The 22,162-nt window shown below is 53.6% G+C and carries 27 protein-coding genes; 19 read left to right on the forward strand and 8 right to left on the reverse strand.

From position 1 onward, the window contains the following. Position 1: 1 nt before the first annotated feature. From ABLV52_RS13890 to ABLV52_RS13965, 16 genes are all read left to right on the forward strand, one after another. A complete protein-coding gene (locus tag ABLV52_RS13890; protein WP_004213107.1) occupies positions 2-1,036 on the forward strand; it encodes a phage major capsid protein, P2 family in 1,035 nt (344 codons plus the stop codon). Between the two features lie 49 nt (positions 1,037-1,085). Beyond that, positions 1,086-1,943 carry a phage terminase small subunit gene (gene gpM, locus ABLV52_RS13895; protein ID WP_348890515.1) on the forward strand — a complete coding sequence of 286 codons (858 nt, stop codon included), beginning with the start codon at positions 1,086-1,088 and terminating at the stop codon, positions 1,941-1,943. A 112-nt stretch (positions 1,944-2,055) separates the two neighbouring features. After that, on the forward strand, positions 2,056-2,571 hold the full coding sequence (locus ABLV52_RS13900) for a head completion/stabilization protein (protein ID WP_023339940.1): 516 nt from the start codon (positions 2,056-2,058) through the stop codon (positions 2,569-2,571). Beyond that, a complete protein-coding gene (locus ABLV52_RS13905; RefSeq protein ID WP_004131559.1) occupies positions 2,571-2,771 on the forward strand; it encodes a tail protein X in 201 nt (66 codons plus the stop codon). Before ABLV52_RS13900 ends, ABLV52_RS13905 begins: the two co-directional genes overlap by 1 nt. After that, positions 2,762-3,046, forward strand: coding sequence for a hypothetical protein (locus tag ABLV52_RS13910; protein ID WP_032432781.1), 285 nt, complete (start codon positions 2,762-2,764; stop codon positions 3,044-3,046). Before ABLV52_RS13905 ends, ABLV52_RS13910 begins: the two co-directional genes overlap by 10 nt. Further along, positions 3,043-3,588: a lysozyme gene (locus ABLV52_RS13915; RefSeq protein ID WP_032445027.1), complete on the forward strand. Its 546-nt coding sequence runs from the start codon at positions 3,043-3,045 to the stop codon at positions 3,586-3,588. The genes ABLV52_RS13910 and ABLV52_RS13915 overlap by 4 nt, the downstream gene beginning before the upstream one ends. Positions 3,589-3,834: 246 nt before the next feature. Further along, complete coding sequence (locus ABLV52_RS13920) at positions 3,835-4,110, forward strand: peptidase (RefSeq protein ID WP_348890516.1); 276 nt, start codon at positions 3,835-3,837, stop codon at positions 4,108-4,110. Next, on the forward strand, positions 4,111-4,578 hold the full coding sequence (locus tag ABLV52_RS13925; RefSeq protein WP_268121505.1) for a phage tail protein: 468 nt from the start codon (positions 4,111-4,113) through the stop codon (positions 4,576-4,578). Further along, positions 4,575-5,216 (forward strand): phage virion morphogenesis protein, encoded by a 642-nt coding sequence (locus tag ABLV52_RS13930; protein ID WP_348890517.1) that lies wholly within the window; start codon positions 4,575-4,577, stop codon positions 5,214-5,216. Before ABLV52_RS13925 ends, ABLV52_RS13930 begins: the two co-directional genes overlap by 4 nt. Next, on the forward strand, positions 5,206-5,793 hold the full coding sequence (locus ABLV52_RS13935) for a phage baseplate assembly protein V (protein ID WP_268121507.1): 588 nt from the start codon (positions 5,206-5,208) through the stop codon (positions 5,791-5,793). The genes ABLV52_RS13930 and ABLV52_RS13935 overlap by 11 nt, the downstream gene beginning before the upstream one ends. Then, entirely contained in the window at positions 5,790-6,140 is a 351-nt protein-coding gene (locus tag ABLV52_RS13940) for a GPW/gp25 family protein (RefSeq protein WP_048337031.1), read from the forward strand. The genes ABLV52_RS13935 and ABLV52_RS13940 overlap by 4 nt, the downstream gene beginning before the upstream one ends. A 1-nt stretch (position 6,141) precedes the next feature. Continuing rightward, the gene (locus ABLV52_RS13945; protein WP_268121508.1) at positions 6,142-7,065 is read left to right on the forward strand and encodes a baseplate J/gp47 family protein; all 924 of its coding nucleotides are present in this window, start codon (positions 6,142-6,144) and stop codon (positions 7,063-7,065) included. Next, a complete protein-coding gene (locus tag ABLV52_RS13950) occupies positions 7,055-10,081 on the forward strand; it encodes a phage tail protein I (protein ID WP_268121509.1) in 3,027 nt (1,008 codons plus the stop codon). The genes ABLV52_RS13945 and ABLV52_RS13950 overlap by 11 nt, the downstream gene beginning before the upstream one ends. Continuing rightward, positions 10,078-10,290: a hypothetical protein gene (locus ABLV52_RS13955; protein WP_032688258.1), complete on the forward strand. Its 213-nt coding sequence runs from the start codon at positions 10,078-10,080 to the stop codon at positions 10,288-10,290. The genes ABLV52_RS13950 and ABLV52_RS13955 overlap by 4 nt, the downstream gene beginning before the upstream one ends. Continuing rightward, the gene (locus tag ABLV52_RS13960; RefSeq protein WP_268121510.1) at positions 10,290-11,387 is read left to right on the forward strand and encodes a phage tail protein; all 1,098 of its coding nucleotides are present in this window, start codon (positions 10,290-10,292) and stop codon (positions 11,385-11,387) included. Before ABLV52_RS13955 ends, ABLV52_RS13960 begins: the two co-directional genes overlap by 1 nt. A 151-nt stretch (positions 11,388-11,538) precedes the next feature. Then, positions 11,539-13,314, forward strand: coding sequence for an AIPR family protein (locus tag ABLV52_RS13965; protein WP_200558160.1), 1,776 nt, complete (start codon positions 11,539-11,541; stop codon positions 13,312-13,314). A 191-nt stretch (positions 13,315-13,505) separates the two neighbouring features. Here the strand turns inward: ABLV52_RS13965 and ABLV52_RS13970 are convergent, their stop codons facing one another. From ABLV52_RS13970 to ABLV52_RS13995, 6 genes are read right to left on the reverse strand one after another with little or no spacing between them, the layout of a single operon-like run. After that, positions 13,506-13,997, reverse strand: a complete 492-nt coding sequence (locus ABLV52_RS13970) for a phage tail protein (RefSeq protein ID WP_201503338.1) — start codon at positions 13,995-13,997, stop codon at positions 13,506-13,508. 14 nt (positions 13,998-14,011) lie between these two features. Then, positions 14,012-16,987 (reverse strand): phage tail tape measure protein, encoded by a 2,976-nt coding sequence (locus tag ABLV52_RS13975; RefSeq protein ID WP_348890518.1) that lies wholly within the window; start codon positions 16,985-16,987, stop codon positions 14,012-14,014. Beyond that, a complete protein-coding gene (locus tag ABLV52_RS13980) occupies positions 16,974-17,132 on the reverse strand; it encodes a GpE family phage tail protein (protein ID WP_071839164.1) in 159 nt (52 codons plus the stop codon). Before ABLV52_RS13980 ends, ABLV52_RS13975 begins: the two co-directional genes overlap by 14 nt. After that, positions 17,132-17,449: a phage tail protein gene (locus ABLV52_RS13985; protein WP_082225718.1), complete on the reverse strand. Its 318-nt coding sequence runs from the start codon at positions 17,447-17,449 to the stop codon at positions 17,132-17,134. The genes ABLV52_RS13980 and ABLV52_RS13985 overlap by 1 nt, the downstream gene beginning before the upstream one ends. Before the next feature lie 46 nt (positions 17,450-17,495). Next, the gene (locus ABLV52_RS13990) at positions 17,496-18,011 is read right to left on the reverse strand and encodes a phage major tail tube protein (protein WP_023328055.1); all 516 of its coding nucleotides are present in this window, start codon (positions 18,009-18,011) and stop codon (positions 17,496-17,498) included. After that, positions 18,011-19,183 carry a phage tail sheath family protein gene (locus tag ABLV52_RS13995; RefSeq protein ID WP_200991466.1) on the reverse strand — a complete coding sequence of 391 codons (1,173 nt, stop codon included), beginning with the start codon at positions 19,181-19,183 and terminating at the stop codon, positions 18,011-18,013. Before ABLV52_RS13995 ends, ABLV52_RS13990 begins: the two co-directional genes overlap by 1 nt. Positions 19,184-19,337: 154 nt before the next feature. On the opposite strand from ABLV52_RS13995, the gene ABLV52_RS14000 reads away from it, so the two are divergent. The 3 genes from ABLV52_RS14000 to ABLV52_RS14010 all read left to right on the forward strand — a co-directional run bounded on the left by ABLV52_RS14000 (position 19,338) and on the right by ABLV52_RS14010 (position 21,277). Continuing rightward, on the forward strand, positions 19,338-20,477 hold the full coding sequence (locus ABLV52_RS14000; protein WP_348890519.1) for a phage late control D family protein: 1,140 nt from the start codon (positions 19,338-19,340) through the stop codon (positions 20,475-20,477). Positions 20,478-20,520: 43 nt separating this feature from the next. Then, the gene (locus ABLV52_RS14005; RefSeq protein WP_004213128.1) at positions 20,521-20,772 is read left to right on the forward strand and encodes an ogr/Delta-like zinc finger family protein; all 252 of its coding nucleotides are present in this window, start codon (positions 20,521-20,523) and stop codon (positions 20,770-20,772) included. Between the two features lie 265 nt (positions 20,773-21,037). Next, on the forward strand, positions 21,038-21,277 hold the full coding sequence (locus ABLV52_RS14010) for a DUF333 domain-containing protein (protein WP_086076174.1): 240 nt from the start codon (positions 21,038-21,040) through the stop codon (positions 21,275-21,277). On the opposite strand, the gene ABLV52_RS14015 is transcribed toward ABLV52_RS14010, so the two are convergent. Both ABLV52_RS14015 and ABLV52_RS14020 read right to left on the reverse strand, forming a co-directional pair. Beyond that, complete coding sequence (locus ABLV52_RS14015) at positions 21,267-21,605, reverse strand: DUF488 family protein (protein ID WP_072096655.1); 339 nt, start codon at positions 21,603-21,605, stop codon at positions 21,267-21,269. The two genes, ABLV52_RS14010 and ABLV52_RS14015, sit on opposite strands and share 11 nt — an antisense overlap. A gap of 4 nt (positions 21,606-21,609) precedes the next feature. Then, entirely contained in the window at positions 21,610-22,119 is a 510-nt protein-coding gene (locus ABLV52_RS14020; protein ID WP_023289247.1) for a DUF523 domain-containing protein, read from the reverse strand. Between the last annotated feature and the right edge of the window lie 43 nt (positions 22,120-22,162).

The following is a 22,162-nucleotide window of genomic DNA, read 5'->3' on the forward strand; positions in this document are numbered from 1 at the left end:
CATGGAAAACCAGACTCGCGAACTATTTGATAAGTACATTGTGCGCCAGGCACATCTGAACGGTGTCTCACCCTCAGCCGTTGCCAATCGTTTCAGCGTCGATCCGACTATCCAGCAAAAACTGGAACAGGCCGCCATGGAGTCGGATGACTTCATGAAGCTGGTTAACCACTTTGGGGTTAAAGAGCAGGAAGGGCAGAAAGTAAAAATTGGCAGTAAGGGACCGATGGCGAGCACCAATAACAGCTCGGACGGTACCAACCGCCGTAACCCTGCACCGAACCATAACAAAGAGCCGCAGAACTACCACTGCCGCAAAACCAACTATGACTATGCGCTTTCCTATGCGGAGCTGGACGCGTGGGCCGGTCACCCTGAATTTCAGTCATTAATCAGTAATGCGATGGCTCGTCAGCTGGGGTTGGATCGCCAGATGATTGGCTTTAATGGCACGCATTACTCTGAAAACTCCGACCGCACGACCTACCCGTTATTGCAGGATTGCGGCGTTGGCTGGCTGCAAAAAATCCGCAATGAAGCGCCGCAGCGCATTATGCCGGGTATCACGCTGACCTCCCGTGATGAGAATAACGCGGTAATTGCGTCAGGCACCTACGGCAATATTGATGCCGCCGTGCTTGATGCGCGTCACAGCCTTATGGATCCCTGGTTCCGCCGCGCTCCCGGCCTGGTGACTGTGCTCTCGTCCGATCTGCTGCTGAAAGTGAACCTGCCGAAAGTGAACGCGCTCAGCCAGACCAATCCGAATACCGAACTGCTGGCCGCGCAGCTCATTGTCAGCCAGGAAAAGATCGGCGGTCTGCCGACGGTCTTTGTCCCGGGTATTCCTGAAGATGTAGTACTGATCACCAACCTGAAAAACCTCTCTGTGTACTACCAGAAAGGCTCCCTGCGTCGCTCTATCCGGGAAGAGCCGCACTACAACCGCGTGGCGACTTACCAGTCCAGCAATGATGACTATGTCATTGAAGAGTACGGCATGATTGCCATGATCGACGGCGTGACATTCGCCTGATAATCCCCATCACATGGCGGGCAGCAAGCCCGCCCAGGAGAATGAACCCATGCTGACACCGGCACAAAGACACTTTCAGAAGGTTATGGCAGAGAGGCGGGGCATCATTGATGAGCGTGACGCGGAGACGCGCACCGCACATGAGCAGATCCTCTTTCGCCTGCATATGCATAAATCTTCGCTAAGCCAAATCCAGTCCCGCCAGGCGAAGGCCGCTGTAAAGGCCAGCATCCTTCCTGAGTTTCAGGGATGGATTGACGGCACGATCGAGGGCGACAGCGGGCGCGCGGATCCGGTCATCACCACTCTGATGGTGTGGGCGGTGGACTGCTCCGACTATACGCTGGCGCTGCGTATCGGGCGCTATGTCGTTAAGCATGGCCTGAGCATGCCGGATGACAACTATCGCCGCCCGGCACCCACGGTACTGACCGAGGAAATCTGCAATCCCATTCTGAACCTCGCTACCACGGACGCCGGAGCCGATTTGTCAGGCTATATCCCCATGCTGGACGAGCTGGCCAAAATTGTGGCTGACAGTGATATGCCGGATGAGGTCCGCGCGAAGCTGTGTAAGGTGAGGGCATTTTGCCGTCGTGACACGGAAGACGCGGAAACCAAAGGCGAAGCGCTGAAACTCTTCCGGGAAGCCATGAGCCTGAACCCAGGTGCAGGTGTGAAACGGGAGATCGCCTCTCTGGTCAGCACCCTGAAGAAGGCACCGCAGATCAGCGCGGCGGGAGGTTATGCGGAAGATGAGACTTTATTCAGAGATGCAGCTGCACCCGTAACATCCGCAGCAGAAAAAGCCACACGAACACGCAAGCAGACGAAAACGGCGGCCGGAACCCAAAAAGCCACCCGCAAAACGGCGGCAAAAAAGACAACGAAAACCGCCACAAAGTAAACGCCTGAGCGTAATGAACTGGCCCCGCGCCACAGGCGGCGCGCCCGGCGATCTGCCCGTAATGCGGTCTTTTTACCGGACGCCCACCGCCTGACCTACCGGAGAAACGACGATGAGTTTTATCGCACAGCGCCCCGTCAGACCTGCTGAAAGTGATGTGACAGACGTGGACGACGGCGGCGCACAGATTGCCATCGGCACTTTCTGGCCGACGGTAAAACTCCACGATCTGCGCCTGGCTGCCCGCATCGCCGGTGACATTACAACATCCCGATTAATGCATATGGCAACGGAGGCCGCGCTGCATGTCGCGGATCAATTGAAGGACTGGCGCAAGCAAAGGGAAGCGGAAGGAGCGGAGTCACTGGCTTCTGTACTGCTGACTTCCGCCGGTGAACCTGTTGAGCAGATTAACGGCGAAAGCGCAAAAGTTTATCGCTTCCGACGCGCGGTCTACTCCTTCACGCGCGCCAGCGTACTGGAAGGTTACAGGGACGTCGGCACCACGCCAAAGGGCGACAAGGATGCGGAGGCCCTGGACAGGCAGATCGACGATCTATGGCGGGACGGGCGCTGGAGCATCGCTGACATTCGGGAAGAAGCCCGTATCTATGCGGAGCTGTTCTGATGAAAGTCAGGGCGTTGCAAAACGACACGGTTGATCAGCTCTGCTGGCGTCATTACGGCAAAACCGCAGGTGTCACAGAGAAGGTGCTCGAAGCCAATCCTGGACTGAGCAACCAGATATTTTTGAATGCCGGGCAGGAGATCGAAATGCCCGTGATAACCAGCGAGGTGGAACGGGTAACCGTCCAGTTATGGGAATGACTCTGGATCGTATTAACGAATATTTTGCGTTTGCAACATCCGCCCTGGTGACCGGCGTGGGCGTCATGACCGTCAGCGAAAAACTGGCACTGGCTGGCCTTCTTCTGGGGATTGTTTCCGCCGTCCGGCTGGCGATTCACCGCCGCCGCATTGAGCAGGCCAGCCAGCGCCGTAACGATTTGATAGAGCAGATTCTCCGACAGGCGGAAACCCGCAACCTTTCGGACCGCGAGCGGCAACTGCTGGAGCAACTGCACGGGGATAACCCGACATGAAGAACATCATCAAAAAATGTTCGATTGCGGTGATTGTGGCCCTTGGTATTTCGCTGGCGCCCGGGAGCGTCAGAACGTCGAAAGAAGGGCAGCAGAAAATTGCCGGTTGGGAAGACTGCCGCAGCACGCCTTATTACTGCACGGCGGGTGCTCTGACCATTGGTATTGGCTCCACGGGCGGCGTGGAAAACCGCGAATACAGCAACCAGGAAATAGCGCGGCGCTGGATCAACGATCTGCAACGGGCAGAAAACTGCATCAATAACAATTTCCACGGCGCCGACATGCCGCAGCTCACCTTTGAGGCCATGACGGATGCCGCGCTAAACCTGGGCTGCACCGGGCTGATGTGGTTCACCGATAAAAACGGACGCAAGCAGAGAACCACGATCTGGAAGCATGCTCAGGCCAGGCAATGGCCGCAGATGTGCAACAGGCTGACTGATTTTGTCAATGCGGGCGGTAAGCGCTCCCCCGGGCTGGTTAACCGGCGCAATGACTTTAAAGCCTGGTGCCTGCTGGGCCTGAGTACGCCGTCATGAGGGCGGGCAGTGTGATTGTAATGCTTGTCCTGCTGGCCGCTGTCTTGTGGCAGACCGACCAGCTTAGCGAGGCCCGGACCCGCAACAAGCTGCTGACCGAAACGGCGACCGGCTACGACCAGGTTATCCAAGAAGTGAAGGCGACCGCCATACAAACCCATAAGTTACTGGCAGAGGTGAAAGTCCGTGAGCAACAGCGTAATGCAGAAGGGGAGCGCCGACGTGAAGCAATGCAGGCCGCGTTCAATGGTGACACGTGCGCTGTTACTCCTGTGCCTGACGCTGTCAGCCGCAGCCTGCAAAAACGCACCGCCCGCGCCGAACATTCAACTGGTCCGTGAACCCGTCCCGGAGAGCCTGACCGAAGAGACGCCACGCCCGGCGTTGGATAAGCCAGTGACCTGGGGCGCGGTGGCGATATTCAGCGACAGGCTGATGGATGCGCTTGATGCCTGCAATGCTGACAAAGCGACGATCCGCCAGTGGAACAGCCTGCGCCAGAACACCCGAAAGGAGCCATAAATGCTGAAGATAAACACACTCCGCGCCGCCATAGAGAAAGCAAACACCTGGTGCCGGGCGAACCCGGAAGCCTGGACGGTGTTTGTTGAAGAGGGTGGCATTGAAACGACCGGTGAAACGCCGTCTTTCATGTACCGCTATTCTCTGGTGCTGTTCGTCATGAACTACGCCGGGAGCATTGACGACTTCACGCTGCCGCTGATGGCCTGGCTCTGGTTTAATCAGCCCGATCTGCTGCTGAACCCGGATAAAAACCAGCAGATTAAATTCACCACGTTGATTAACAGCGATGACACCGCCGATCTTATGTTTGAGCTGCCGGTGCGTCAGCGGGTACTGGTGCAGCTGGATGAAAACGGGGTGCCGTATGCCGAGCATTTGCCGGAGCCGCGCCCGCGCGTGCTGGCACCCCACGCCGCAAGCTGGGGGCTGGTATTTGAAGGCATGCTTCAGGAGGCCGGAGCGTGAGCGATCGCATGTTCAGCGAGCTGGATCAAGTCTTTCAGGACATCCTCGACGGCGTCAGTCCGGCGGGGCGCACCCGTACCGCGCGCAAAATTGGCCTGGCAGTGCGCCGCAGTCAGCAGCGCCGCATCGCCTCACAGAAAAACCCGGACGGTAGCGGCTATGCCGTGCGCCGTCGTAAAGTTTACCGCACCCAGCAGGGAATCAAGTTCTTCTGGAATAACGAGGTACGGGCGCTGAAAAACTGGCGCGGCGGGCGCGGGAAATATGGCCGGACAATCACGGGCTTTGACGAGAAACGCCGGGATATCCGCACATTTTACCGGGCCGATATCGAGCGCTATCTGGAAGTCAAAACACAATCAGCGACGCATTCAGAGACAAAAAAAACGCCGATGTTTACCCGCCTGCGCACCCTGCGCTTTATGAAGGTCAGACCGGACACGGGCGGCGTCACCGTAGGATTTGACGGCATTGCTGCGCGCATTGACCGTATTCACCAGTACGGCCTCCAGGATGAAGTTGGTCCGGGCGCCTACGCACAGTACCCGGCGCGTGAACTGCTGGGCATGACCCCGGCAGACCTTATCGCGACGGAAAACGCCGTTATCAGCAGTCTGGGGGGGCGTCATGAATGCTGAGCTGATGCGCCTGCTGGAAAACATTCTGCGTCTGGGCGTCGTGGAACAAATCAGCGCCGACAAGAAAGCGGTGCGCGTTCGCTCCGGCAGGTTGCTGACCACCTGGATCCGGTGGAACGTCACCCGCGCAGGGGCATTCAGCATCTGGCTGCCGCCCTCGATAGGGGAGCAGGTCTGGTTCGGTTGTCCGGGCGGCAACCCTGAAAACGCGTTTGTGATTGGCTCTGCATACAGCGCAGATAATCCGCCAACGGGCAGCAACCTGCTGGAAATCAGCATCACCGCACCGGATGGCGCGCGCCTGCATTACGACGCCGCCGCCGATGCCGGAGCACTGTCCGTGACCGGTATTAAAACCGCGCATATCCAGGCAGAGACCCGCGTCACGCTGGACACACCGGAGGTGGAATGCACGGAACACCTCAAAACGCGCACTTTCGAACTGACCCACGGCGGCACGATGGCCGGTGATGTGTTCCATTCCGGCGGCGTGTTGCAGTCAAACGGGATCACCGTACATGAACATAAACACGGTGGCGTGCAGTCTGGTGGGAGTACTACAGGAGGCCCGCAGTGACAGCCAGTTACACGGGGATGAACCCGGAAGGCACCGGTTCGCTGACCGATCACGATCAGCTCTGGCAGTCTGTGACAAAAATCCTCACCACGCCAACAGGCTCCCGTGTGATGCGCCGGGACTTTGGCAGCGTGGTACCTGATTTACTCGATGCGCCACAGAACACCGTCACCCGCATGCAGCTGATGGGCGCCACCGCTATTGCGCTGGCGCAGTGGGAGCCGCGGATCAGTCTGACCACCGTCAATGTGGAGTTTTCAGAAACAGGCGCGGTGACTGCTGAACTGGCCGGTACTATCACGGAAACCATGACAGATACCAGCAACACCATCAGGTTAAGGAGCTAGCGTGCAAACGTCCGTCGATTTATCTCAGATCCCGCAGCCTGATATCGTCGAGGTGCCGGATTTTGAAACGGTGCTGGCTGATATCCGGGCGCTTATCGTGGCGGCCATGCCTGCGGAACTTCAGGCTTCTGTGTCTGCTGCGCTGTTGCTTGAATCTGAACCGATGGCCGCGCTGGCTCAGGCATTCACCTATCGCGAGATCAATCTGCTGCAACGTATCAATGAAGCCGTGCGCGCGGTGCTGCTTTCCAGCGCCCTGGGGGCGGATCTCGATCAGGTCGCGGGTAATTTTGACACTGAACGTCTGCTGATTACTGAAGCCACCGACGAGGCAGACGCCGTATACGAAAGCGACGAAGAGTTGCGCGCCCGCGCGCTGCTCTCATGGGCGCGCCTGAGCACGGCGGGTGCCCGTAATGCCTATCACTATTTTGCGCGCGGGGCTGATGCGGATGTGCTCGACGTGCACGCCTATGGCCCTGAAACACATAACCAGGAGGGCCGCGTTTTCCTCTACGTGCTGTCACGCACCGGGGATGGAACCGCCCCGCAGGCTCTGCTCGATAAAGTCCTCGCAGCGGTGAACCCGGAGGACGTGCGCCCGATTACGGATTATGTGGCTGATTATGTCCGTTCCGCCGTGATTTTGAATTATCAGGTGGTTGCTGACATTTACGTCCCTTACGGCGTGGACACCGCCACGGTGCTGGAAAAAGCCACCGCAGCACTGAACGAATACACCGCCTCTGTGCATCTTATCAACGCCACCGCTGCACGGTCGGGCATAGACGGGGCGCTGCATCAGGACGGCGTTGTTACCGTCGATTTGCATTCACCGGCCTCCGACGTCGTTGCGACGATGGGCGAAGCGCCTCATTGCACCTCTGTGAAAATCAATCTTGTGGTGATGGACTATGACCGCTAATTATCCCGCCAGCATTCTGCCACCCAACGCCACCGCCGTGGAACGGGCCATAGACAGGGCCAGCGCCGCCGCACTGGAGAGGTTGCCGGTATATCTGATCCGTTGGGTTAAAGATCCGGACAGTTGCCCGCTGGCGCTGCTGCCGTGGCTGGCGTGGGAATATCAGGTTGATACCTGGAATATTAACTGGTCAGAACAAAAGAAACGCGATGCGATCAAGCGCGCCCACTACATCCACCGCCATCGTGGTACGGTCGCCGCCGTCCGTCATGCCCTGGTGGACAGTCCTTTCGGGACGGATATTGTTGAATGGTTCAATCAGAACCCGAAAGGGGATCCGTATACCTTTCGCCTGAACGTGTATCAGAACGATTTGCCGGTGACGGAATACGACCAGCAGGATCTAAAACTGGCGGTGCTGCGCGCCAGGAATCTGCGCAGCTGGTTTTCCGTTCATGTATTTGGCCGACTTCAGGGAACCTCGTATGCGGCCGGTTACATGTACGCCACGGAGAAAATCACGCCGCGCTTTGTCCCGTTGCAGGTGGTTTTATCCCGCTACGAGCTGAATCTGGCCCCCGGGGACGCGGAAACGGTCACGGTGACAATTCTCCCCGAATACGCGGAAGATAAAACCTTTACGGTAACTACATCGGATCAAACAATCGCGACCGCCCGGATAGTAAACGGCGATATTCTGGTTACGGGCATGAAGCGAGGTACCTGTTCGGTCACCGTTACGACGACTAATGGCGTCAGTGCGGTGATCAGCATAAAAGTGGTCGCGGTAATGAAGTTCATTACCCGCATCGACAGTGCAACCAGGCCAATATTCTTTGCTCATATGGACGAGGGTTTCACGGTTGACTATGGCGACGGCATTGACAGCCGGGACTACCGTTTCGATCCCGCCAGTGAAGCTTCAGGTTGGGTTATTCCTACACGTGAATTAGTACAGGGAAAGGAATACACCATCACGGTTAAGAACACGGAAACCGCCTGTCTGCGCAGCCGTTTATCTAACTATTCTTCGAAACTGAACCCTGTTGTGGAATTGATTAGTGTTACAGGGGAAAGAGGTCATCTTTCAGGGTTCGCTTTGGATACCACCGGATTAATGGCTATTCGTCCCGGAGCATTTGACGATTTGCCAAACGTGAATAACTGCAAAAATATTTTTACCAACTGCTCGTCGCTTACAGGTATTCCGGCATCGTTGTTTTCTCGCATGAAGATAGAGGATTTTTCAGACGCATTCAGAGGGTGTACATCGCTTACTGAGGTTCCATCGGGGCTATTTGCAAACCAGCCCGATGCGATCGACTTCTCATCTGTATTTGCAGGCTGCACCGGCCTGATCAGTATCGGCAATAATCTGTTCCACAGCTGTGTATCTGCGGTGAATTTCAGTTACGCGTTTGATGGTTGCTCAATGCTTGCAAATATCGGCACGGGAATATTTACAGGATGCGGTTCAGCAGGGACATTCTCTTATAGCTTCAGGGCGTGTAAAAATCTTCTTGTCTTGCCTGCTGATATGTTTGCGGATGTTCCGGGCGGCGCATTCACCGGCGTATTCCAGAATTGCACGGCACTGACGGCAATTCCCGCCAACCTGTTTAAAACATGTTCTGAAGCGAATCATTTTGGCGGTGCATTCACTGGCTGTTCGCAGCTTCTTTCTGTTCCTGCCGGTCTGTTTGCTGGTCTGTCGAAAGTGACCTATTTCGGCACGGTCTTTTCTGGTTGCAGTTCGCTGAAAACGGTCGGCGCGGGTTTATTTGCCGGGTGCAGCCAGGCGCAGACATTCGCCTCTGCATTTTACAGCTGCCGCTCTCTTGAAACTGTAGCGAAAGATATTTTCAGCGGCTGCGTAGAGGTGACGACCTTTGCCAGTACGTTTTATGGGTGCAGCAGCCTGACGGCACTCCCGTCTTTTACTGACTGCGCGAAAGTCACCACTTTCTCATACGCTTTTGCTAACTGCGGATCGCTCACGAAAATTGATGCAGATGCTTTTGCTGTTAAAGCGCTGGTCACGACATTCACATACGCTTTTGTAAACTGTACTTCGCTGGTTTCTGTGGAGGACGGCGCATTTCGGGGATGTAGCGCGTTAACCAGCCTGGGCTATACGTTTTCAGGTTGCCGCTCTCTGGTTTTTCTCGCGGGAGATATGTTTGCCGGTTGCGCCAAAGTGACAGCCGTCGATTTCTTATTCGACAAGTGCTCCGCGCTGGTTGAACTGCCAAAAGAGCTATTCAGCGACATGGTGTCCTTGAAAGGCATGGGATCGACTTTCCGGGATTGTACTGCACTCATCTCGCTACCATCCGGCCTGCTTGATGGTTGCATCAATCTCACTTCGTTAACGCTGACATTCTCGGGCTGCACCTCACTGGCGTTATTGCCTGGCGATTTGCTGAAAAACAACATTCTTCTGTCCGGCGCCGGATCGACGTTTTACGGTTGCACCTCACTGGTAAATATTCCGCCGACGCTGTTCGCGTCCTGCTCTCTTATTACCTCGTTTGGCGCCACGTTCCAGAATACCGGCGTGGAGGAAATACCGGAAAACCTGTTCAGCGGCAACCCGCTGGTGACCTCTTACGGCCAGACTTTCAGGGGCTGTAAAAACCTGCGCTCAGTGCCAGCCGGTCTTTTTGCCGCCAGCATAAGTGCCACGGTATTCACGAATGTCTTTTCGGAATGCAGTGCGCTGGAAGTCGTCGGGGCGGGATTACTCAACACCACGGCGGTAACGACGGTGGGTTATCTGTTTGACGGCTGCGCGTCATTACACAGCGACCTTAACACGATATTTAATCTTGCGAGTTACCCGGAGATTGTCACCACAACGGCAATATTCAGGAGCTGCGCATTACTCGCCGGCAAAGGCCTGGTATTTATGGGCAAAGTGCCGAACGTCACCGCGCACTATTACGCGTTTTATGCCTGTGCGGGCCTGGATGATTACGACGATTTACCCGGCAACTGGATAACGAACAAACTATGAAAACATTCAATCAATTAAAAAGCCTGATCGACTTTTGTCAGACCGATGCGTTTTTCCTGGAACACCTGAACCGGCTTCAGATCGCTGGCGTGATTTATCTTGATGAAGGCGATATCGATGCTGAGCGCAAGACTGTGAGTGATGATTTTTATGATCGACTTGCCAGTGTGTACGGCATTGAGCCAGAAACGAAAAATGAGGAGGCATAATGGCCACGGGACTGACACTAACCACGGCGGGCGCCGCCGAAATTGAGGCCGCGTATCAGGCGGGGGAGGTTGTGGATATTACCGCTGTACTGATCGGTGATGGTGGCGGCGTGACATTGCCGGCCGATCCCGATGAGCTGGCGGCGGTGACGGCGCTTTTTGGTCAGTTTGGCCGTGAAACCTTTGACTCTGATTCAAGCTATGAGGGGTTTATCAGCGGTCAGATCGTTATCAATTGCCAGGATTATCCGGGTAAAACGCTCAGAGAAGCGGGGCTGGTCAGCGCTAAGGGTACGCTCATCGCTTACGGCACATACCCGGCGACATACCTCCCGGCACAATCTGATTCCATCATCAAAGAGATCATTCTGACGCTGGTGTTGACGCTGACGCACAGCTCAAGCGTGCAGCTTGTTATCGATCCGGCGCTTGCCACACTCACGCAGGAAACAGGTGATAAACGCTATCTGCGGCGAGCACAAAATCTTTCTGATTTAAACGATCCCAAAGAGGCTAGGGATAATCTTGAACTGGGTAACTCAGCTACGCGGGACGTGGGCACCGAGACGGGAATGGTAGCTGCGGGGGATGACTCGCGGATCACCGGTGCACTTCAGAAAGAAAATAATCTTTCCGATCTGAGCGATACATCCGAAGCCCTTAAGGCGCTGGGGCTAGACAGCGATGGAGTAGTATACAAGGCTATTGTTGACGCCATTTTTTACGTTGGGATCATCATCTCTGGAGAACAAAGCCCGGCGACTCGCTTTCCCTGGCAGACATGGGCTGATTTAAGCGAAACCTTTGATGGAAGGGTTGTGCAGATCGGCTCTCATTACGGCATGATCGGCGGCAGCAACAATGTGAAACTCGAAGCCGATAACCTGCCTCCACACTGGCACCGCTCTGGTGATAGGTCACCAGGGGCAACATGGGACCCTAACACGACCCACGGAACAGATAACCAAAAAAGTGGCCCTCTAGCTCTTACGGAGGGGACTTACGTAGATGCCTATGGACTGACACAAACTCAAAACAAAGCGGTAGATGTGACTAACGAATTTGTTTGCCTGTGTATGTGGAAACGCATGACCTAAGAAAATACTCACTAGTAATGAATGTTAACTCTGCTTGTCAAAGAAAGTTTCAAATTATATTGTTTGTTTTTTAGTATACTCATACAATTCGAGATTGGTAGAAGTGAAAGAACGAAGACTTAAGGTAATGAATTTATAACAAGGGCTTATTATGAAATATTCTCAACTTACGGATAGTTCCTTCTGGTTAGCTCTACAACAAAGGAAGGATTTGGAAAAGTATGGCAATCTAAATTGCGCTTTATATGCAATAGAATTACATAACAATATAGATAGTATTGATTTGATAGCGCCTGATATCATAACTGAAGGTGGAGATGACGAAAACATTGACATATTAATGACGGATAGGGAAAGTAAGCAAATTTATCTAATACAATCTTATCAGTCTGCCATATTTCGACCTCAAGGAGCCAAGCCCTCAAAAGCTCAAGAAACATCTTATGCTGAGACAGCATTACTTTCGGCTGATATTGATAATATCCCACTAAGAATCAGGGAACAGGTTAGTGATGCAAGAGAAGCTTTGAGAAATAAGGAAGTTGATAAAATAAATGTATGGTTTATTCATAATTGTCCAGAAACCGAAGAATGTGAGAGACCTTTACATTCGATCGGTCGTGCCATTATGGATAAAATAAAAGCGATCTATCAGATTGAAAATTTGAGAGTTAGTTCTAAGCAAATGGGATTGAATTCTCTTGATGAGCTTTATAATTCCCAGCATAGCCCGATTTTGATATCTGATAAGATATCGTTAACAGATATTCATGGGTTTTATCAGAGTTCAGATACACACTGGGCATCCTTTTCCACATTTGTAACTGGTAAGTTTATCAAAGATCTCTATAGTAGTTATGGTGAGGATCGTTTATTTAGTGCAAATGTTAGATCTTATTTGGGTAGCAATAAAAAAGACCTATCAATTAATAAGGAAATTCAGAATACGGCTAAGTCTCACCCTCAAAACTTTTTTGTTTTTAATAATGGCATTACGGCATTAGTACACGACTTTGAACTGGATTTATATGCTGACTCACCAATCTTAGGGCAATTAAAAAGTGTGACGGGCATATCTATTGTTAATGGCGCTCAAACAACTGGAAGTATTTCTAATATTGATACAGAACCTGATGATGATTTAAAAATTGCTATTAGATTCATTAAGGTGGAAAATCCTGAGTTAATTAACGAAATCACCCTGGCCAATAACTCACAAAATAAAGTGTTGCGTTCAGATTTTCGCTCTAGTGATCCAATTCAAAAAAGATTAAGGCGAGATTTTAGTCAAAACAAAGAGTCTTTATATACTGGTGGGCTTCGCCAAGTTTTAACGCCAGCGCAGAAAAGAATTCTCCTTCCCACGGATACAGTAGCTCAAATATTGATAGCATTTCACGAACATCCTACTAGTGCATATCATAGGAAAAAAGATATTTGGGATGATGAAGAACTGTATCAAAAAGCTTTTGACGATACCATAACCATGGGTCATATAATTTTTGTTTATTCTCTAAATGAAGCAATTAGTCAAACCAAATCGGAGTTTAATGAGCAGTACAGGCATAATCAACTCCCTGAAGTAGATGCTATTAAACATAAGTTATTAACTCAGCCAGGTGTGTCATTATTAATGATACACGCCATCGCCAGTATAATGGAAATTATACTTGGTTCAGCAATTCCCAATAAATATATTTTATCCTTCAAGGAAGGCGTAAAAAGAGACCAGGCAAAAGAGCTCTGGTTGCCGGTAATAAAAAGAGTGTTAACGAGATCTGCATTACTTGAGCCAGCAACAGCAGGTAGACTTTCTAAGCGAAAAGACATATCGGAGATAATAACTCGCTTCCAAAGTGATATGGATATGTATCGAGATGACTTTAAAGTTCTTCTGCCGGAGTTTATTTCAAAAATTTATTATTAATTCAAATTAAGCCTCCTATGGGAGGCTTTTTTATTTCTTTTTATTAGACATTATTTAGTGTGTGCTTTGCTATTGATGTTAAAGATAATTAAAACTCTTTTTCTTCAGAAATTTTCATTATTTTCGCATTGTTAATGTTGCTAAATTGTTAAACGCCTATTGTTTGCTAACGAAACTAATATTGCTTCAGCTCAAGAGGATAGGCTGCCGAGCGTTTTCTTGGCCGTATTCATAGCCGTTTCAGTCCCGGACTTAAGAGTTATCTGCAAATCGCTAACAGATGCACTTTGCAGATGCTCCCTGATATCTTCATCAACCCGCTGCAATGAAAGCGTGAACTCTATCTTTTTAGCTTTTCCGTAGCGATCGAACTCCTGATGCGTTTCCTGCAAACCCGTGATGACATACATTCCGTAGATGGAGCCAACGCCATCAATTAGCGGCCAGGCAAGCCCGGTGTAAGCCATTGTCGAGACGGCACCCAAAGACAGGTTGCCACCAGTGATTTCTGGATACAGCAACCCACCCAGTGTCAGTTGGTTCTCGCCTGCACCAACGTACTGCCATTTTGCACTACGGCCCACACGATCATTTTTAACGTGCCGCCAGTTACGGGACAGCTGCAATTGCTGATAGGGCAGTGTCCTGAGTTCAAATACAAAGAGCCCGAATACCATCATCATAGCTATAACTCCTGTTAATCATGGTCCCGGAACGAACCCCGGGCAGCGCGTTGCTGTTTGTCAATTTCTGCGCGTATCGCTTCGCCAACAAGTCGCGCCAGTTCGCGCGGATTGCTGTTCTGAATGCCGTGCAGATGGATGTGAATATCACCGGAAAAACTATTACCTTGAGCCGCAGCCGCCGTGTGGGTGCTTTGATTTCGGCGTACCGCTTGCCATGCCTGCGTCTGTTTTATCAATGGTTCGCCAGCGGCAATAACCGGGCGAGCGCTGATAGACTGGCGGACAAGCCTCGACTCCTGCCATTCACCACGTACTGCAAGGGCTGGAGGGAGATTTTTAAATACAATGTCACCCGGCCCGATACGTTTGCGCTTTTCCTCATCTAAAAGGCCTTTGGTGTTATCCGCGATTTGGCCCAGCCGCCGCTCTGTTCCAGAGTTGCCCCCGAGCACATTGGGCGGCGGGGCGCTGCCTTTGCTTGCAGGCTTTTCAGATGACCATTGCCACTCCCTTTTAACCATGCGCCGGGATTTTTCATCCCATTCCCACATAACCGGAATAGCCCTGAGTCTGGCCGCTTCCAGCCTGGCTCTTTCAATGCCATCGGGGATGAGATCGAGCTTCTCCAGTAACCAGCCGACGCCTTCCATTAACTTCTGAAGCGGCCAAAGCAGAACGCTAAGTGCGGTCCCCAGGACTTCGCCAAAAGTCTGCCCGGCACTGGCGCATTTGTTTAGCGCCTCGCGACTCTCCTCAACGGGCGTTAATACTTTTTTAAACCAGTTCCAGACGTTTTTGACGCCATCCCCAATGACCCCGAAAACGGGCGCCAGCCGGGAAAATGCGTTATAAACTGGCGCTAACCCCTGGATGACGCCTGTAAAAAAACCGCTAAAGAAGGCCTTAATTGGTCCCCAGTATTTCCAGATCAGTACTCCCGCAGCTACAAACGCAGTACCCACTAAACCGATTGGGCTCAAGAGCATTGATAATCCGCCACCCAGTGCCGCAATACCGCCTTTTACAATGCCGAAGAGAGCAGGGATCCCGGTTAGCCGCAATGCCAGCCCACCAATGCTTTTTGACAGGGCGCTGATAGCAGTCCCCGGAGAGGTAAAGGCTCCAAGTAACGCACCGCGCAGGGGTACCATCATTCTGGTTAATACGCCGATGCGTCCTGCCAGGCCGCTGAGTAAAGCACGCCATCCGCTAATTTTTACCAGTGAGCTACCGCCCGCAGCACTCAACATGCGGAACGCTGATACCGTACCTCTGATTCCGCTCCCGCCGGACAGAAGCGCAAACCCCAGTCTGAGCTTCGCCAGCGGACCTATCAGCAGACCAGCAGCTAATGACATACCGCCAATTACAGCGGTCAGTGCCAGTGCAGTCCCGCCGGCGAGTAACAACGTTTGTGAAAGTCTGGGGTTTTCTTCTATCCAGCTTTGAACAGTGCCAATAACCCGGCTAAGCCCCTGTGTCAGCCTGCGCAATGGGCCGTCTACTGTCTCAGCCACAGAAATACGGAACGCCTCCCACGCGCTGTCCAGCTCCTTCAAATCGCCGCCCAGGTTGTCTTTCTTCTTGTTGGCGACGGCGAAGGCCTCCTGATTTTTATGTGCTTCTGCAATTTGTTCATAGAGTGACTGGAGGTAGCCATCACCTGCGCCGTTGACCAAAGACTGGAGGCTCGTAAAACCCTCTTCTCCGGCGATATCTTTGAAAAATGAAACCTGATCCACCTCGCCAAAGCGGGAAACGCGTTTTTGTAGATCGAGAAGAATATCGAACGGACGTCGCATTTTTCCGCTCGCGTCGGCAGTTTCCACTCCCAGCTCTTTGAGTGCCTTTTTGGCTGCCGTAGTAGGGGAGGCCAGGCGGGAGAGGGAGCGACGCATTGCAGTACCGGCCTCGCTACCGCGAATACCCACGCGCGCCAGCGTGCCTGTCATCGCTGCTGCTTCTTCCAGGCTAATCCCAAGCCCCGCCGCTACCGGCCCGACAACTTTCATTGTCTCGCCGAGGCTGCTAAGCGTGGTGTTGGTACGGGTAAATGTACCTGTCAGCACATCGCTGACGCGGTCCATTTCTCCGGCATCGAGGGAAAACTGAGAAAGAATGTTTGAGCCGATGTCTGCCGTTTCGCCCAGTTCCATGCTGCCTGCCAGCGCCATATTGAGCACACCGGGCAGTGCGGCACGGATAGCATCTGGCGTGAAGCCAGCCATCGCGAGAAAGGCTTGGCCGCTGGCGGCGTCACGTGTGGTGAAGGCGGTTTCAGCACCGAGTTTTTTTGCCTGAGTGCGCAAGGCGGCCAGCTGCGAATCGCTTTTATCGAGCCGCGTCAGCGCCTGGACGTTTGACATTTCCTCATCAAAACCAACCGCAGGCGACAGGAAGCGTCCGGCGCCGTACCCGGCAGCGGTTGCTGTACCTAATGCTATGGCACCGCCAGAGCGCAACTTCCCGGCCATCTGCTGCGCACCCTCGTAACGTTTACGAGCTTGAGTGACCGCAGCAAGTTGCCGTTTTTCCCGTTCAAGGGATTGGTTGTATTGTTCTGTGCGGCGTATCGCGTTACCGATGGTGGCACTACTACCGGAAAGCATGACGCCATGCTGGCGCAGGGCTGATGCACTCTCACGAAGGCGGGCCACTTCCGTCACACGTTTTGCGGTCAACCGATCAAGCCGCTCACCCAGTCGCGACATCAGTATTTGCTGTTTTTCCGTCAGCGTCCCGTTTTTACGTTGCGCTTCTGACAAGCCATCAAAGCGGGCGCGGGCACGTGAGATGGAACGATCGGTTTTGCCGACGGCCGCGGTCATTCGCTGAAAAGTGGCTCTGCTCTTATCGAGCCCTTTCAGGGTGGATTGTGTTTTTCTGAGGGAGTCGGAAAGGCCACCCGCACTCTGGCGGGCAGCATTAACGGGGCGGGTAAATCTGTCGATAGCGCTGAAAGCAACGCGTATATCAAGACTCTTCATCACTGGCACCACTTCGAAGCGCCGCCCGCTTGCGCCAGGCTATCACCTCGCCAAGAGCCATGCCGAAAACTTCAGAGGGCGGCCAGTTAAAAATAACGGCAATATCAGCAACCAGATCATCGATCTGGTCAAACGCAACGGTGATTACTCGCTCTCCGTCTCCGCCACGTTCGACGCTCCAGGCTCCGGCGGATTCAAGAAAGGGACCAGAAGCTCTGCCAGCCCGATAAAGTCCAGAGTGTGCATTTCGTTGATTTCTTTTTGTGTCAGCGCAGGCGCGGTGACTCGCGTCAACAGTGTGGAAATTGAGTCTGCATCCATATTGGCAACGCGGATAAGATTCAGGCCGCGCAACGATCCGGCCTGACTGATGGCACCGGTGATTTCCACCTGACCGATCTCACTGTCTTTACGAACTACCGGCTGCATCAGCGTGAACAGGTTTTTAGTTTTTTTAGCCATGTTAAAAATCTCCGGGCGGCATCTTTGCCACCCCTCTGAAAGGTTATTAATTGCCCATACCAAGGGCGGAGGTGATGCGGTCCGGGAACATGTTCTGACCGTTCTTTTTGTAGATGAAATTCAGCAGATCGATTTCGATAATGGGCTGATCATCTATGGAGAATTTGTAGTAGGTGGATTTAAAGGTGTAGCTTTCCTCGGTGTCTTCTCCCTGTTTTGAATCTCCACCGTCGAGTTCAGTAAATCGCCCGCGCAGCTCCACCTCGACAAGCTGGCTTTCGCCATCAGTGAAATATTCACCCGCAAAGCGCAGCCGCGTGCCGTCAATTTCTGCTCCGTATTCGAGAAACAGAGCCTTAATGAGGCCGCCAAAAACAATGGTGGAATCCAGCGCGCCAGCCTCAAGGCCGAGATCAACACCGACCGCACCCAGCATGCCACCGCCCTGATAGTCCTCTACCTTTCGTGACAGTTTGGGGCGAGTGAAAGAGGTCACTTTTCCTAGATAGTTGTCGCCGTTAACAAAGCAGCTAAAAAGCCGCAGTTTGTGAGGAATAGCCATTATTCACCCCCGAGCGACGCGAACGCCGGTTCGTAAAAATCATCAGTAAAGGTCTGGTATAGCGTCAGATCTTCAAGCGGTGGGACCGGGCTGTAGCTATAGCGCACAATCAGTTTTCCCTGGCGCAAATCCGTGGTGCCGTTGTCCAGCGTGTCATACCAGCAGTCAGCGCCGATAAGCTGACCGGCAGTGACTTTTTTGCTGAGAGCCGCTCGAATACCGCTCACAACATCTTTCACGTTGGCCGGAGTGAGCGGGCTGTCAACCGTGGTAAATTGCGCCTCCGCAATACTGTCCGCCAGGATCTGCGCAGTACGGGTAAAAACCTCAAAAGTGTAGGTTTCAGTGTCCGTGGTGCGGTTACCCCAGAAGCGGAAACCGTCACGCTTGATAAGCGTTGTGATTTCGTTGTTGTTAAGCTCGTTCGCGTCGCTGTCTTCTGCCTGTAATGCCCAGAAAACATCCTTCGAAATACCGAGAACGTTATTCACCACAACATTCGACAGCGATTTGTGCCAGCCCTGGCTGTTATCGATAGCGGCGCGCAGGCCGCAGGCGTAAGCCGGGGCGGGAAACGTTTCGTTATCATCCGTCAGGGGGTTGTAAGCGATAAAGTCCGGCCAGATCAGCATCAGCTCGCGGTAAGCGAAGGTTTTGCGATAAGCGATAGCCTCCGCCATGGTCGCGCAGCCGTTGCAACCGCCATAAACAAAAGCCCGCAGATTCTGGGCAATCACGCAAAGCTGTGACGTCACTTCCTCGGTGTCGTAGTCCGGCACCGCCAGGATGCGCGGCCGATAGCCGGTTTTGGCTTCCGCTGTCAGCAGGGCATACATTCCCGTGTAGCTGTCGCCATCTGTTCCGCCAATAACGGCCTGAGACTGGCTGGGGCCGTTACCGGAAGCCTCTTCCACCCGGACAATCACAACACGCGGACTGCACTGATCGGAAATGGCTTTGAGGGTTTTGTAAAGTGACCCGGTTTTACCTGCCTTGCCGAGGACGTTACGCACCCGTGTCAGCAGAACCGGCGTATTGAGCGGGAAGGTTTCCGGATCGGCGTCATCAGCAACCGCAACAATACCGATTACACTGGAATCAATGTCATTGATTGCCTGCTGTAGGTCGGTATTTTCGCGAGAGCGGACGCCGTGAAAACGAGTTTCAGACATAAGTTCACCATCATGTTGCTCTTTGAGTTCAGGGCAATATTCAACGTTAAGTCTGCTGGCGTCGCCTGGTTGCCGGTCTGCCCGTTCGCTGACAACAAAAAGGGATTCAGCCCCGCGCGCGGGCATGGAATCATCAGCAAAAAACGGGGGAGTTATGTCGATAGCAGACACGCTGACAACAGCAGCCGAAGCGCATGTAGAAAAATTAAGTGAGGTCGTAAAGACACCGGATTTTAGTATCACGCTGGGTGGGGTTGCCCTGACCGAACTGGCCGACCGCATCACCTCGCTATCTGTGACAGATAACAACGGTTTTGATGCTGACCAGCTCACCCTGTCAGTAGATGACTCTGACGGGGTAACAGATTTACCCCCACGTGGTGCGGAGCTGGCGGTGTCCATCGGCTGGCTGGGTGAGGCGTTGATCTACAAAGGTCTCTACACCGTTGACGAGGTGGGGCATAACGGGCCGCCGGATGTTATCGACATCACCGCGCACAGCGCTGATTTTCGCGAAGAGATGAACGTCAGGAGGGAGGTGTCCTGGCATGATGTGACGATAGAGCGGGTGGTATCAGCCATAGCCCGGCGTTATGACCTGAAGCCGATGATTAGCGAGGCTCTAATCGACATTGAGATCGACCATGCGGATCAGACCGAAGAGAGCGACATGTCGTTTTTAACGCGCATGGCGGGGATGCTGGGGGCCATTGCCACCGTGAAAAATGGCTGTCTGCTGTTTATCCTGCCTGGGGGAGGCGTCAGTGCATCCGGTAGGGCGCTGCCATCGGCTGAGATAACCCGTGCCAGCGGAGATCGTCACAGGTTCCGCATTGCCGATCGCGATGCTTACACCGGCGTGAGGGCGTACTGGCTGGATCTTAATTTCGGCAAGAAAAAACCGGTCAAGGTCACTAAGCGCAAAACAAATACTGCCAGAAAAAAGGCTGAGGAGAAAAGCAGCCGGCCGGAGGGGGATTACATGGAAGGCGCTGAAGGTAACGTGTATGTTTTGCGTAAAACCTATCAGAACGAAACGGCGGCCAGGCGCGCAGCTGCGGCAAAATGGATACAACTCCAGAAAGGCGCAGCACAGTTTTCGATAACCCTGGCACGCGGCCGCGCCGATTTATACCCGGGTATGCATCTGACCGTGTCGGGCTTTAAGCCTGAAATCGATACTCAGGATTGGATAATTGCCAGAGCGGAACATGTGATCGGTGATAACGGATTTACCACGAAAATGGAGCTTGAGGCGAAAATAAGCGACTGGATTGCAGAAACTGAACAGTAGCGGCCATAATAGGCGTGAGTTCAACTCCCTATGGGAGATCATCATGTTTGTTTGTCCCTACTGCGGCGCAAACGCCCGTACCCGCACCAGCCGCCGGTTAAGCGAGTTCACCATCCGGCAATATCATCAATGCCAGAATCTTGAATGCAGTGAGTCATTCACGACACTTAACACCGTAGAGCGCAGAGTAACGAAGCGCTCAACCAGCGCAGATCCATTGCCGCCAGGATTCATCCCCGGCGACGCTTTCCCGGCTTCTCATTACGGGAACAGTCAACTTAGTCTTGCAGTATAAAAATAGCCCCCCTGGAAGGGGGCTATTCTTGTCAATGTGGTCGATATGTGGACACTTTTGAAATAAATCCTTTTATTTCAATTTATTAAATCCCAAAAAAAAGCCCCGTCGGGGGCGACGGGGAAAAACTCATTGATTATGGAATGATCTGTTCTCTGGTCAGTTCGAGAACAAGGGTTAATCTACGGGGGAAAAGTGCAGGCAAGATGGAGAAAACGTGGAGATTCAGGCTAAAATCCCCGGGAATTGAAGAAAGGGAGAAAAGATGAAAAAGTTACTGGCTATTTTGCCCCTGGCGCTGGCCGGCTGCGCCCAGCCGCAGCCCACCGCGCCGACGAAAACCATCGGCATGGCCAATCCCGCGTCGGTCTACTGCCAGCAATCCGGCGGCACCCGGGTGCCGGTGCAAACGCCGCAGGGCGTCAGCACCCAGTGCAAGCTGCCCAGCGGCGAAACCATCGATGAGTGGGCGCTATGGCGCCGGGACCATCCGGCTAAATCGTAACCGGCAGGGCCGCCAGCCAGGCGGCCAGCACCCGGGCATGATTCTGCTCGGTGTTCTTCGCGGCGTACAGCAGCGTCAGCGGCTGGCGCTGCGCCAGCGCCGCCAGCCGCAGGCCCGTTTCGCGATGGGCGTCGAGCTCCTGACGATAGCGCTGGCTGAAGTGGTCGAAATCGATCGCCTCGCCGTGAAAGGCTTTCCGCAGCTCAGCGGACGGCGTTAACTCTTTACACCACTCATCGCAGGCCAGCGCCTCTTTTTTAATCCCCCGCGGCCAGAGACGGTCGACCAGCACCCGATAGCCGTCGCTGCTTTCCTGTGGATCGTACACCCGTTTACATTGAATCATCATCCTGCTCCCTCTGTGCCATCCAGGCGAGCAACTGCGGGATCTGCCCGTCGGAAAATACCGTGATGCCGTGAGCGCGCAGCAGGTCGGCGGCCACGCCGGCGCCCGCTTTGCGCCGCCCGCGAAAGGAACCGTCATAGATAAACTGACTGCCGCAGGTGGGGCTGCCGTCGGTGAGTAATGCCGCCTGACATCCCGCTTCCCGGGCGGCGCTGAGCGCCAGCCAGGCGGCCAGCTGATAATGTCCCGTGACGTCGCGGCCGTCGCTTTCCACTATCCGCGCCCGTCCGGCAAGCACATCGCCGCCGGCACCGCCGAGGATCTCCGCCGGCAGGCGGGGCGTCGGCAGACCGGCCGCCAGCTCCGGGCAGTGGATCACCAGACGATCCGCCTGCTGCCAGCGGGACAGGGTCGCCGCCAGCTGCGCTTTCTCGCTACCGTTATATCGCACCTGGAATCCCATCAGGCAGGCGCTGACCAAAAGCTTACTTTTCATCCTCTCTCCCTTTTGCGCTTGCTCCAGTATACCTCACCCACCG

Source organism: Klebsiella sp. GB_Kp056 (genome assembly GCF_040064755.1).
Lineage (GTDB): Bacteria > Pseudomonadota > Gammaproteobacteria > Enterobacterales > Enterobacteriaceae > Klebsiella > Klebsiella quasipneumoniae.